This window comes from Pectobacterium artocarpous (assembly GCF_046159765.1).
GTDB lineage: Bacteria > Pseudomonadota > Gammaproteobacteria > Enterobacterales > Enterobacteriaceae > Pectobacterium.
The window spans coordinates 1-14,176 of record NZ_JBJXVK010000036.1 but is presented as its reverse complement, the minus strand read 5'-3'; the positions used below and the strand labels follow the sequence as shown (position 1 = coordinate 14,176).

General features: G+C 50.6%; 9 protein-coding genes. All 9 read right to left on the bottom strand.

Features of this window, described 5'->3' with window-relative positions; translation table 11 throughout:
* Positions 1-12: 12 nt before the first annotated feature.
* The 9 genes from shiA to secE all read right to left on the bottom strand — a co-directional run bounded on the left by shiA (position 13) and on the right by secE (position 13,894).
* A complete protein-coding gene (gene shiA / locus ACKQAD_RS19000; protein WP_409161570.1) occupies positions 13-1,410 on the bottom strand; it encodes a shikimate transporter in 1,398 nt (465 codons plus the stop codon).
* A gap of 318 nt (positions 1,411-1,728) precedes the next feature.
* A complete protein-coding gene (gene rpoC, locus ACKQAD_RS18995) occupies positions 1,729-5,952 on the bottom strand; it encodes a DNA-directed RNA polymerase subunit beta' (protein ID WP_409161569.1) in 4,224 nt (1,407 codons plus the stop codon).
* 106 nt (positions 5,953-6,058) lie between these two features.
* Entirely contained in the window at positions 6,059-10,087 is a 4,029-nt protein-coding gene (rpoB, locus tag ACKQAD_RS18990) for a DNA-directed RNA polymerase subunit beta (protein ID WP_225086523.1), read from the bottom strand.
* A 327-nt stretch (positions 10,088-10,414) separates the two neighbouring features.
* Complete coding sequence (rplL, locus tag ACKQAD_RS18985; protein WP_409161568.1) at positions 10,415-10,783, bottom strand: 50S ribosomal protein L7/L12; 369 nt, start codon at positions 10,781-10,783, stop codon at positions 10,415-10,417.
* Positions 10,784-10,849: 66 nt separating this feature from the next.
* Positions 10,850-11,347, bottom strand: a complete 498-nt coding sequence (rplJ, locus tag ACKQAD_RS18980; protein ID WP_005970333.1) for a 50S ribosomal protein L10 — start codon at positions 11,345-11,347, stop codon at positions 10,850-10,852.
* A gap of 317 nt (positions 11,348-11,664) precedes the next feature.
* Complete coding sequence (gene rplA, locus ACKQAD_RS18975) at positions 11,665-12,369, bottom strand: 50S ribosomal protein L1 (RefSeq protein ID WP_039494851.1); 705 nt, start codon at positions 12,367-12,369, stop codon at positions 11,665-11,667.
* A 3-nt stretch (positions 12,370-12,372) separates the two neighbouring features.
* The gene (rplK, locus tag ACKQAD_RS18970) at positions 12,373-12,801 is read right to left on the bottom strand and encodes a 50S ribosomal protein L11 (RefSeq protein ID WP_012772932.1); all 429 of its coding nucleotides are present in this window, start codon (positions 12,799-12,801) and stop codon (positions 12,373-12,375) included.
* A gap of 162 nt (positions 12,802-12,963) precedes the next feature.
* Positions 12,964-13,509 carry a transcription termination/antitermination protein NusG gene (gene nusG / locus ACKQAD_RS18965; protein WP_005970339.1) on the bottom strand — a complete coding sequence of 182 codons (546 nt, stop codon included), beginning with the start codon at positions 13,507-13,509 and terminating at the stop codon, positions 12,964-12,966.
* 1 nt (position 13,510) lies between these two features.
* Complete coding sequence (secE, locus tag ACKQAD_RS18960) at positions 13,511-13,894, bottom strand: preprotein translocase subunit SecE (RefSeq protein ID WP_409161567.1); 384 nt, start codon at positions 13,892-13,894, stop codon at positions 13,511-13,513.
* Positions 13,895-14,176: the final 282 nt, after the last annotated feature.

Below are 14,176 nucleotides of genomic sequence, written 5' to 3'. Positions count from 1 at the left end.
GGGATAAAGAAGTTAGTGAGGTAAAGTATCCGCCGATTTTGCTTTCATCTGCATCCCGACAATCGCCGACAGCAGGCAGCCAATGGCAAGATAGGCCGCCACTGCGTGCCATGAACCATCCATAAACTGCACCAGCAGCACAGCGATAAAAGGCGTAAATCCGCCGCCGACCACGCTGGCAACCTGATACCCCACACCCGCCCCGCTGTAGCGGTACGCCGTACCAAATAGCTCGGTAAACATCGGCTGCTGTACGCTAACAATCATATCGTGGGCAATATTCGCCAGCATGATGGCAAAGAACAGAATCAGCAGCGTGTTATGGCTTTCCAGCGCCATAAAGAATGGCACTGCACTCGCGGCACCAATCAGCGCACCAGTAACGTAGATCCGACGGCGGCCAAAGCTATCCGCCAGATAGGCAAAGAAAGGAATAGACACACAGCTGATTGCCCCCACCAACAGCCCGATATTCAGGAAGATATCCCGCGATAGCCCAAGATGGGTGGTGGAGTAATTGAGGGCAAACGCGGTGACGATATACATCGTCAATAGTTCTCCAAGCCGTAGCGCAATAATCAGCAGAAAGGCTTTTGGGTGCTGGCGCAGTGCTTCCATAATGGGGAACGAACGCAGTTTGTTTGCTCTTTCTCCCAGCGTTTTATTCGCCTCAAACTCCTGAGACTCATCCATCCCGTTACGCACCCACCAGGCAATCGCAACCAGAATCAGGCTGAACAAGAACGGCAAACGCCAGCCCCAGGTGATAAATTCTTCATTGGTTGTCAAATTGCTGACCAGCGATACCGACCCTGTAGCCAGTAACAGCCCGACCCCAAAGCCAACCTGTACGCCGCTGCTGTAAAAGGCTTTCTTCTTCTTCGGCGCACTCTCTACCGCCAACAGCGCCGCGCCGCCCCATTCGCCACCGACGGCAAATCCCTGAATTGCCCGCAGCGTAACCAACAACATCGGTGCCCACCAGCCGATGGAATCAAACGATGGCAACAGCCCAATCAGCGCCGTAGAAATCCCCATCATCCAGACCGTGATCATCAACATCCGCTTACGGCCCAGCTTATCGCCAAAGTGCCCAAACACCATACCGCCGAGCGGACGGAACAGAAAACCCACGCCAAACGTACCAAAGGCCGCCAGCGTCCCCATTGTCGGGCTGACCTGCGGGAAAAACTCAGTATTAAATACAAGAGCGGCAACAATTCCGTACAGCAAGAAATCATACCAATCGACAACAGCTCCCACAAAACTGCCCCACGCGGCACGTTTCGCTTTATGCTGAGAGTGGTTTACTGATGGTGTTTGTAAGGGTTTACCAGATGAAATTGAATCATCCTGATGAAGTATTGAGCCGCCAGGCTGTGAGAGTGTTGGCGTAGTTGAGGTGTCCATGTCGGTTCCGTTCTATTTACTTTACACTACTGTACAATAAAAAATTTAAGGAAAGAAATTTTTAACGTCGCTTGCGACGGCCTTTAGGTAGCGCACAGGGATGTGCGCTATAAAAAATTTCAGGATGATATAAAACGCCGAGAGCGTTTTATAACAACGCACAGCGTCGCCCCATCAGGGTGGAAGGCAGGACGCCTTCCATCAATTTTTAACGTCGCTTGCGACGGGCCGCTCTCAGGCAGCCTGCCATAAAAAAACCCCGACCATAATAGCCGGGGTTTTTGTTATTTACCGCATGGTCGTGCCGCGTAAAAAGACTTATTCGTCGTCGCTACTACCAAAGCCTGCGTTAAGCAGTTCGGCCAAGTTGGCAGACGCTTCATCGGCACTCACCTGAGGCACGACTGGCGCTTCACCTGCCTGACGGCGACGCAGACGATCCTGATGGTACGCATAACCTGTACCCGCAGGGATCAGACGACCCACGATCACGTTCTCTTTCAGGCCGCGCAGCTCATCACGTTTACCCGCAACAGCGGCTTCGGTCAGTACGCGCGTCGTTTCCTGGAACGATGCCGCAGAAATGAAGGACTCGGTCGCCAGAGATGCTTTGGTGATACCCAGCAGATCGCGGCTGAACGTTGCCGTGATCTTGCCATCCGCTTCCAATTGACGGTTGGCAATCTTGATACGAGACACTTCTGCCTGCTCGCCTTCCAGGAACTCCGTGCTGCCCGCGTTAACGATGGTGCCTTTACGCAACATCTGACGAACGATAACTTCGATGTGTTTATCGTTAATCTTGACGCCTTGCAGGCGGTAAACTTCCTGAACTTCGTTGGTGATATAACGCGTTACTGCATGTACGCCACGCAGACGCAGGATATCGTGCGGAGACTCTGGGCCGTCGGAAACAACGTCACCACGTTCCACCACTTCACCTTCGAACACGTTGAGCTGGCGCCATTTCGGAATCATCTCTTCGTAAGCATCGCTGCCATCCAACGGAGAAATTACCAGACGGCGTTTACCTTTGGTTTCTTTACCGAAGGAAATGATACCGCTGATTTCTGCCAGAATAGCCGGCTCTTTCGGACGACGGGCTTCGAACAAGTCAGCAACGCGTGGCAGACCACCGGTAATATCCTTGGTACCGCCGGATTCCTGAGGAATACGCGCCAGAGTATCACCGCTGCTAATTTTCACGCCGTCTTCCAACTGGACGATCGCTTTGCCCGGCAGGAAGTACTGAGCAGGCATATCCGTACCTGGAATCAGAACATCTTCGCCTTTGTCATCAACGATTTTCAGTGCCGGACGCAGGTCTTTACCGCTACCGGTACGTTCTGCACTATCCAGAACCACGATAGAGGACAAACCGGTCAGTTCGTCAGTCTGACGCGTAATCGTCTGGCCATCGATCATATCGGTGAAGCGAATGTTACCGCTCACTTCGGTGATAACCGGCATGGTATGCGGATCCCAGTTAGCTACGGTTTCGCCACCGCTAACTTCTGCGCCATCGCCTTTCGCCATTGCCGCACCATAAGGCACTTTATAGCTTTCTTTAGTACGTCCGAATTCATCGATCAGCTTCAGTTCGGTATTACGTGAAGTAATTACCAGTTTACCGCTGCTGTTCACAACGAACTTCGCGTTGCTCAGTTTCAGGCTACCTTTGTTTTTCACCTGAATGCTGGATTCAGCTGCCGCACGCGATGCCGCACCACCGATGTGGAACGTACGCATGGTTAACTGTGTACCCGGTTCACCGATAGACTGTGCCGCGATAACCCCGATGGCCTCACCTTTGTTGATGATATGACCACGAGCCAGATCGCGACCATAGCAGTTGGCGCACACGCCAAAGTCGGTTTCGCAGCTTACGACTGAACGTACTTTAACGGCGTCAACGGAGTTCTCTTCCAACATGTCACACCACTGCTCGTTCAGCAGCGTGTTGCGTGGAACCAGAATATCCGCTGTGCCCGGTTTGATCACGTCTTCAGCCGTTACACGACCCAATACGCGCTCACGCAGTGGCTCTTTAACATCGCCACCCTCGATAACCGGCGTCATCATGATACCTTCATGGGTACCACAATCGTCTTCGGTCACAACCAGATCTTGCGCAACGTCAACCAGACGACGAGTCAGGTAACCAGAGTTTGCGGTTTTCAGTGCGGTATCCGCCAGACCTTTACGCGCACCGTGTGTTGAGATGAAGTACTGGAGTACGTTCAGACCTTCACGGAAGTTTGCAGTAATCGGCGTCTCGATGATGGAACCATCTGGTTTCGCCATCAGACCACGCATCCCCGCCAACTGACGAATCTGTGCCGCAGAACCACGCGCACCGGAGTCGGCCATCATAAAGATGCTGTTGAAAGAAACCTGTTGCTCAACCACGCCATCACGGTTAACCACATCCTCAACGGACAGGTTTTCCATCATCGCTTTCGCAACACGTTCGTTCGCCGCCGCCCAGATATCGATCACTTTGTTATAGCGTTCGCCCGCGGTAACCAGACCAGACTGGAACTGCTCCTGAATCTCGGCAACTTCGGTTTCGGCTTCTTCGATAATCTCGGCTTTTTTCTCCGGGATCACCATGTCGTCGATACCTACGGAAGCACCAGAGCGCGCCGCGTAAGCAAAACCGGTATACATAATCTGGTCAGCAAAGATAACGGTCGGTTTCAGACCCAAAATGCGGTAACAGGTGTTCAGCATTTTGGAGATCGCTTTCTTGCCCAGAGGCTGGTTAACGATCGAGTACGGCAGACCTTTCGGTACGATCATCCACAGGATGGCACGGCCGATAGTCGTATCAATCAACGTCGTCTGACGCGTGATTTCGCCTTCGATACTCTTGATCTCTTCCGTAATACGTACTTTTACACGCGCATGCAGAGAGGCCAGACCGGCGCGATAAACGCGTTCAGCTTCTTTCGGACCCGTGAGTACCATGCCTTCGCCTTTGGCGTTAACACAGTCACGCGTCATGTAATACAGACCCAATACCACGTCCTGAGAAGGAACGATGATAGGTTCACCGTTCGCTGGAGACAGGATGTTGTTGGTCGACATCATCAACGCACGCGCTTCCAACTGGGCTTCCAGCGTCAACGGTACGTGCACAGCCATCTGGTCACCATCGAAGTCGGCGTTATAGGCCGCACAAACCAACGGGTGCAGCTGAATCGCTTTACCTTCGATCAGAACCGGTTCAAATGCCTGAATACCCAAACGGTGCAGCGTTGGTGCACGGTTCAGCAGTACCGGGTGTTCGCGGATAACTTCGTCCAGGATATCCCATACGACGGCTTCTTCGCGCTCAACCATTTTCTTGGCAGCTTTAATGGTGGTCGCGAGACCACGCAGCTCCAGCTTGCCGTAGATGAACGGTTTGAACAGTTCCAGTGCCATTTTCTTCGGCAGACCACACTGGTGCAGACGCAGGTATGGACCAACGGTGATAACGGAACGACCAGAGTAGTCGACACGCTTACCGAGCAGGTTCTGACGGAAACGACCCTGTTTACCTTTGATCATATCGGCCAAAGATTTCAGAGGACGTTTGTTAGAACCGGTGATCGCACGACCGCGACGGCCGTTATCCAGCAACGCATCAACCGCTTCCTGCAACATACGTTTTTCGTTACGTACGATGATGTCTGGCGCAGCCAGATCCAGCAGACGTTTCAGACGGTTGTTACGGTTGATCACGCGACGGTACAGATCGTTCAGATCAGACGTTGCGAAACGACCGCCATCCAACGGAACCAACGGACGCAGATCTGGCGGCAGTACCGGCAGAACGGTCAGGATCATCCACTCTGGTTTGTTACCAGACTGTACGAACGCTTCCAGCAGCTTAATACGCTTCGTCAGCTTCTTACGTTTGGTTTCGGAGTTGGTTTCGGTCAGCTCTTCACGTAGCTGCTCGCATTCCTGCTCCAGATCCATATTCTTCAGCAGAGCCTGGATCGCTTCGGCACCCATTTTCGCGTCGAATTCATCACCAAACTCTTCCAGCGCATCCAGATACTGCTCTTCAGTCAGGATCTGACGGCGCTCAAGGTTGGTCATGCCACCTTCAACCACGACATAAGATTCGAAATAAAGCACACGCTCAATATCACGCAGCGGCATATCCAGTAGCAAGCCGATACGGGAAGGCAGTGACTTCAGGAACCAGATGTGCGCAGTCGGAGAAGCCAGCTCGATGTGACCCATACGCTCACGGCGCACTTTAGTCTGAGTCACTTCAACGCCGCACTTCTCACAAATCACACCGCGGTGTTTCAGGCGCTTATACTTACCGCACAAGCACTCATAATCTTTTACGGGCCCAAAGATACGGGCGCAGAAAAGGCCGTCACGTTCAGGTTTAAACGTACGGTAGTTGATGGTTTCTGGCTTTTTAACTTCACCAAAAGACCACGAACGGATCATGTCTGGCGAGGCCAGAGCAATTTTGATCGCATCAAACTCTTCGGTTTTAGTTTGCGCTTTCAGAAACTTTAATAAGTCTTTCACGGATTGGCTCCTGTCGGAGTTAGACCTGATAGACACCTGAACCCTGCCGTTAACAACACAATTCAGGTGTCCCTATGACGAATGCCAGCAATACAACGAGCTGGGATTACTCTTCTTCCAGCTCGATGTTGATACCCAGCGAGCGGATTTCTTTCAACAATACGTTGAAGGATTCCGGCATGCCTGGTTCCATCTGATGATTGCCATCCACGATGTTCTTATACATCTTGGTACGGCCGTTCACGTCATCAGACTTAACGGTCAACATTTCTTGCAGGGTATAAGCTGCACCATAAGCTTCCAGCGCCCACACTTCCATCTCACCGAAGCGTTGACCACCGAACTGCGCCTTACCACCCAGCGGCTGCTGAGTAACCAGGCTGTAGGAACCGGTGGAACGAGCATGCATCTTATCGTCAACCAAGTGGTTCAGTTTCAGCATGTACATGTAGCCCACGGTAACCTGACGCTCAAATTTCTCACCGGTACGTCCATCGTACAGGGTAATCTGACCGGAGGTAGGGATACCGCCCATCTGCAACAGTTCCTTGATTTCTTTCTCTTTTGCACCGTCGAATACTGGCGTTGCAATTGGCATACCTTTCTTCAGGTTTTCAGCCAGACGCATAACTTCTTCGTCTGAGAAAGTGCTCAGGTCGACTTTCTGACGCACATCGTCGCCCAGATCGTAGGCTCTCTGGATGAACTCACGCAGTTTAGTCACTTCTTCGTGCTGCTTGAGCATGGCGTTGATTTTCTCACCGATACCTTTCGCAGCCATACCCAGGTGGGTTTCCAGAATCTGACCAATGTTCATACGTGAAGGTACGCCCAGTGGGTTCAGTACGATATCGACCGGCGTACCGTTCTCATCGTAAGGCATATCTTCGATCGGGTTGATCTTGGAGATAACACCTTTGTTCCCGTGACGACCTGCCATCTTGTCACCCGGTTGGATCTGACGTTTAACAGCCAGATAAACCTTGACGATTTTCAGCACGCCCGGTGCCAGATCATCGCCCTGAGTGATTTTACGGCGCTTAGCTTCGAGTTTTTTCTCAAACTCGTGCTTCAGTTCATCATACTGTTCTGCCAACTGTTCCAACTGATTCTGTTTATCTTCATCAGTCAGACCCAGTTCCAACCAGCGCTCGCGCGGCAGTTTGTCCAGTTTGTCAGCTTCTACGCCGCCGGAAACCAGCACAGCGTGGATACGTGCAAACAGGCCCGCTTCCAGAATCTGCAACTCTTCAGTCAGGTCTTTCTTCGCCTGCTTCAGTTGCATTTCTTCGATTTCCAACGCACGTTTGTCTTTTTCCACGCCATCGCGGGTAAAGACCTGTACGTCGATAATCGTACCGGAAACACCGTTTGGTACACGCAGAGAAGAGTCTTTAACGTCAGACGCTTTCTCACCGAAGATCGCACGCAGCAGTTTCTCTTCTGGCGTCAGTTGGGTTTCACCTTTCGGCGTGACCTTACCAACCAGAATGTCGCCACCGGTCACTTCCGCGCCGATGTAAACGATGCCGGATTCATCCAGTTTGGAAAGTGCTGCTTCGCCCACGTTCGGGATGTCCGCAGTAATTTCTTCAGGCCCTAACTTAGTGTCACGAGACACACAGGCAAGTTCCTGAATGTGGATGGTCGTAAAGCGATCTTCCTGAACCACACGCTCGGAAACGAGGATGGAGTCTTCGAAGTTGTAACCATTCCATGGCATGAATGCCACGCGCATGTTCTGACCCAGCGCCAGTTCACCCAGATCGGTGGACGGGCCATCTGCCAGAACGTCGCCACGTTCTACCGGCTCACCCAAAGACACGCACGGCATCTGGCTGATGCAGGTGTTCTGGTTAGAGCGGGTATACTTGGTCAGGTTATAGATGTCGATCCCGGCTTCGCCCGGATACATTTCATCGTCATTAACGCGGATTACAATACGGGATGCATCCACGTATTGTACGGTACCACCACGTTTGGCAACGGCAGTTACACCGGAGTCAACCGCAACAGCACGCTCCATACCGGTACCAACCAGCGGCTTATCTGCGCGCAGGGTAGGAACGGCCTGACGTTGCATGTTCGCACCCATCAGGGCACGGTTGGCGTCATCGTGTTCCAGGAACGGAATCAGAGATGCACCGACGGAAACCACCTGTTGTGTGGAAACGTCCATGTATTCAACCTGATCGCGGCTGAACAAGCTGGACTCACCTTTGTTACGGCAGGTAACCAGTTCGTCGATGAAGCGGCCTTCTTCGTCCAAATTGGTGTTCGCCTGTGCGATAACGAAGTTACCTTCTTCAATCGCAGACAGGTAATGGATCTCATCCGTCACCACGTTGTCACGCACGCGACGATACGGGGTTTCAAGGAAACCGTATTCGTTCGTTTGCGCATAAACGGACAAGGAGTTGATCAGACCGATGTTCGGACCTTCCGGTGTTTCGATAGGACAAACACGGCCATAGTGAGTTGGGTGTACGTCACGGACTTCAAAGCCGGCACGTTCACGCGTCAGACCACCTGGACCCAATGCGGAGATACGACGTTTGTGCGTAATCTCGGACAGCGGGTTGTTCTGGTCCATAAACTGTGACAGTTGGCTCGAACCGAAGAACTCTTTCACGGCAGCCGAAATCGGCTTAGCGTTGATCATGTCCTGTGGCATCAGCGTATCAAGGTCGCCCAGAGACAGACGCTCTTTTACCGCACGTTCCACACGCACCAGACCAACGCGGAATTGGTTTTCTGCCATTTCGCCGACGGAACGGATACGACGGTTGCCGAGGTGGTCGATATCATCCACTTCGCCTTTACCGTTACGGATATCAATGAGCTTCTTCATCACTTCAATGATGTCATCTTTGCTCAGGATACCGGAACCTTCAATCTCATCACGCAACAGAGAACGGTTGAACTTCATACGACCAACCGCAGACAGATCGTAGCGGTCTTCAGAGAAGAACAGGTTCTCGAACAGCGTTTCTGCTGCTTCACGCGTTGGTGGCTCACCAGGACGCATCATGCGATAGATTTCAACCAGTGCGCTCAGACGATCGTTTGACGGATCAACGCGCACGGTTTCAGACATATATGCGCCGTGATCGAGATCGTTGGTGAACAGAGTCTCGATACGTTTGTGACCAGACTGGCTCAGTTTAGCCAGCAGATCCAGCGACAGCTCCATGTTAGCTGCGCCGATCAGTTCACCGGTGCTCTCGTCGATATAGTCTTTGGACAGTACTTTGCCAGCAATATACTCAACAGGCACTTCAATGCGCTCAATGCCGTCTTTCTCTAGCTGACGGATATGACGTGCAGTGATACGGCGACCTTTTTCGATATAAACTTTGCCATTCGCTTCGATATCAAACGATGCGGTTTCACCACGCAAGCGCTCAGGAACCAGATCCATCTGCAACTTATTGCCATTGATTTCATAGACAATTTTATCGAAGAAAAGATCGAGAATCTGTTCGGTGGAGTAACCCAGCGCGCGCAGGATAATGGTCGCAGGCAATTTACGGCGACGGTCGATACGAACAAACAGGTTATCCTTCGGATCAAATTCGAAATCCAGCCAGGAACCACGGTAAGGAATAATACGTGCGTTATACAGCACCTTACCTGAAGAGTGGGTTTTACCTTTGTCGCTATCGAAGAACACACCTGGACTACGATGCAACTGAGATACGATTACACGCTCAGTGCCGTTGATCACGAAGGTACCGTTGTCTGTCATGAGCGGAATTTCGCCCATGTAAACTTCTTGTTCTTTGATGTCTTTAACGGTGCCTTCAGGCGCTTCACGCTCGTAGATCACCAGACGCAGTTTCACGCGTAGCGGAGCAGAGAACGTTACACCACGGATCTGGCATTCTTTAACGTCAAATACTGGCTCGCCCAAGCGATAGCTAACGTATTGTAGCTCTGAATTACCGCTATAGCTTTTTATGGGGAAAACAGAACGGAATGCAGCTTCCAAACCGTACTGACCTTCCGGGTCTTGCTCGATAAACTTCTGGAACGAGTCAAGTTGGATAGAAAGGAGATAAGGTACGTCCAAAACCTGCGGACGTTTACCAAAATCCTTACGAATGCGTTTTTTCTCGGTATAGGAGTAAACCATAGGGTTCCTCAGCTAGCTGACAAGTCGAACCACTCTGTCTGCCCTAAGAAGGACAGTTCATGCAACACTATTTATGTTTGTTCGGAAAATGGAGAACTTTCCGTAATACGTCTTTCTATTACTCTTAAACCATTTCATTGCTTTTGCTCAGGCAGGGAGCCCGTTCTGGAAAGCAGTATATTAAGTCGTCAATAGAAAAAAATATTGGGGAAATCAATGGCTAAACAGTGCGAAAGCCCACCGATACCCTACAGCGCAAAAAGGCTGGTGACTAAAAAGTCACCAGCCATCAGCCTAATAAATCAGGCTGCAACCTGAAAGATTGGCTTATTTAACTTCAACTTCCGCGCCAGCTTCTTCCAGTGATTTTTTCAGTGCTTCAGCGTCATCTTTGCTCACGCCTTCTTTCAGAACTGCTGGTGCAGATTCAACCAGATCTTTGGCTTCTTTCAGGCCCAGACCAGTCGCGCCACGAACAGCTTTGATTACGGCAACTTTGTTAGCGCCGATGCCTTTCAGCACAACGTCGAACTCAGTTTTTTCTTCAGCAGCATCAGCAGCTGGGCCAGCAGCAACAGCTACAGCGGCAGCAGCAGAAACACCGAATTTTTCTTCCATAGCAGAAACCAGCTCAACAACATCCATTACAGACATAGCTGCTACTGCTTCCAGAATTTGATCTTTAGTGATAGACATAACAATTGTTCCTAAGAATCAGAAATAGTTTATACGTTAGCAAGTGCGTTAGAAAAGAAAATGCTATTACGCAGCTTCTTTTGCATCGCGAACAGCAGCCAGAGTGCGGACCAGTTTGCCGGCAGCGGCTTCTTTCATGGTCGACATCAGACGTGCCAGTGCTTCTTCGTAAGTCGGCAGCGTTGCCAGACGGTCAATTTGTGCCGCCGGGATCAGCTCACCTTCAAAGGCTGCAGCTTTAACCTCAAATTTTGCATTCGCTTTCGCGAACTCTTTGAACAGACGAGCAGCAGCGCCCGGGTGTTCCAGAGAATATGCAATCAGGGTTGGACCAACAAACGTGTCTTTCAGGCATTCGAATTGAGTACCTTCAACGACGCGGCGCAGCAGGGTGTTACGAACAACACGCATGTAAACGCCAGCTTCACGACCTGCTTTACGCAGTTCGGTCATTTTATCAACGGTAACGCCACGGGAATCCGCAACAACCGCAGACAGCGCACCTTTGGCTACTTCGCTGACTTCAGCAACAATCGCTTGTTTGTCTTGAAGATTTAATGCCATTAGCTTTTGCTCCTGGATTTAGCCGGAGAAAATCTCCGGAACTCACTGCACTTATCGCCAAAATTAGAGATAAGCGTTGAAACACGGTGAGCAGAATCCAGTAAAAAATTATTCTTTATAAAAAAGAAAAACGTTATTTAGGCTCTGTCACCGTCTACGCAGGAAGGATTAAGTTTCTTTCGAAACACCTGCGGTCTTGGACGGAGGCCTAGATAGGCCAGGCTCCAACCGAAAATTCTTACGTTATTCCACTTGAGGAACAACGGGCGTAAAATTATAGGTAAATCTCACACCCGAGTAAAGCGGAACAAAAGCTATTAGTTAGCAGCAGCGTTCAGACCGCTCTGGTCGATAGCAACGCCAGCGCCCATAGTGGTAGACAGGCTAACTTTCTTGATGTACACGCCTTTCGCCTGAGATGGTTTTGCTTTTTTCAGCGCAACCAGCAGAGATTCCAGGTTTTCTTTCAATTTGTTAGAGTCGAAATCAACCTTACCGATAGTGGTATGGATGATACCGTTCTTGTCGTTACGGTAACGAACCTGGCCTGCTTTAGCATTGTTAACCGCTTCAGCAACGTTAGGTGTTACAGTACCCACTTTCGGGTTTGGCATCAGGCCACGTGGACCCAGAACCTGGCCTAACTGGCCAACAACGCGCATTGCATCTGGAGAAGCAATAACAACGTCAAAGCCCATTTCGCCTTTCTTGATCTGATCAGCCAGATCTTCCATGCCCACGAACTCAGCACCAGCAGCTTTAGCAGCTTCAGCGTTTGCACCCTGGGTGAAGACAGCTACGCGAACAGAACGACCGGTGCCGTGAGGCAGAACGGTTGCACCGCGAACGTTTTGGTCAGATTTACGTGCATCGATGCCGAGGTTAACAGCGACATCTACACTTTCTACGAACTTAGCAGTGGCCAGCTCTTTGAGCAGAGCAACAGCTTCGTTGATGTCGTATTGTTTAGTTACATCAACTTTGTCACGGATCACGCGCATGCGCTTGGTCAGCTTAGCCATTTATTAATCCTCCACTACCAGGCCCATGGAACGAGCGGTACCTGCGATAGAACGCGCCATGGCGTCTACATCAGAACCAGTCATGTCCGCAGCTTTAGTTTCTGCGATTTCACGAACCTGAGCGCTCGTTACTTTACCAACTTTGTCTTTGTTCGGCTTACCGGAACCAGACTTGATACCAGCCGCTTTCTTCAGCAGAACAGCTGCTGGAGGCGTTTTGGTAACGAAGGTGAAAGAACGGTCAGAATAAACGGTAATAACAACAGGAATCGGCAGACCTTTTTCAACGCTTTCAGTTTTAGCATTGAACGCCTTACAGAATTCCATGATGTTCACACCCTGCTGACCCAGAGCCGGACCTACCGGTGGGCTTGGGTTAGCCATACCAGCTGCAACTTGCAGCTTGACATAGGCTTGTACTTTCTTGGCCATTTAACTTTCCTCAATTGGGTAATAGCGCCTAATGAAAGGCTCCCCATGGTTTGTATTACGTTTCAGACGCCATTAAGGCCCCTGAAAAACAAAAGGCGCGAAATTATAGGTTAATTTCGCGCCATAGGCAAGTAGCTATTTCCAGCAAGTCTTGTGGAACAATTAGCCTTTTTCGACTTGAGCAAAGTCCAGCTCAACCGGCGTTGCACGACCAAAGATAGAAACAGACACCTTCAGGCGGCTCTTCTCATAGTCAACTTCTTCGACAACACCGTTAAAGTCAGCAAATGGGCCGTCGTTAACGCGAACCATTTCACCCGGTTCAAACAGCGTTTTCGGACGAGGTTTGTCACCAACCTGTTGGAGACGATTCATAATCGCATCCACTTCTTTGTCACTGATTGGCGCAGGACGATCGGATGTACCGCCAATGAACCCCATAACACGAGGTACGCTGCGTACAAGATGCCAGCTGGCATCTTCCATCACCATCTGTACCAAGACATAACCAGGGAAAAACTTGCGCTCACTCTTGCGACGCTGGCCACCACGAATTTCCACTACTTCTTCAGTAGGAACCATGACTTCGCCAAACAGTTCTTCCATATTATGGAGTTTGATGTGCTCACGCAGTGATTGTGCTACGCGACCTTCAAAACCAGAGAACGCCTGAACGACGTACCAACGTTTTTTTGGAGCTTCAGACATCTTAGAACCTCAGGCCAGTGATAAACGATACCAAACGGACCAGAATGCCATCCAGTCCCCACAAAATCATTGACATCACGGCAGTCACCGCGGCAACGATTAACGTGGTGTGTAACGTTTCCTGACGAGTCGGCCAAATTACTTTGCGCACTTCAGTACGCGCTTCGCGAGCAAACGCTACGGTTGCTTTGCCTTTCGTGGTCAGCAGTGCCACACCACCGGCTGCGGCGATCAGGATAACAACGGCCAATGCACGCAGAGGAAGACTAAATTCGCGGTAATAATAATTGCCAACAATCGCAACAACCAGCAAGGCACCTACTACCAGCCACTTAATCACTTCCAGGCCACGCCCACTATCCTGAGCTTCGGTATTCGCACTCATAAACCAACCTGTCACAATGATTCAGACAAATAACTTTGCCCCGTAACCACGGGGCAACCAAACCGAAAGATGTTCTGTAAAACGAATAATTCGGTGTTTACGCCGTATCTACAGAGCCTATCTCACCAATGATTATATCTCACAATCGCTGATGAGATAGGTTCTACCATGACAGCGTAGAAAAAGGGCATCAAATGATGCCCTTTTATCGCGTGTCGCGTCAAACGTTATCAGCGATTAAGCGATAACTTTAGCAACAACGCCCGCGCCTACAGTACGGCC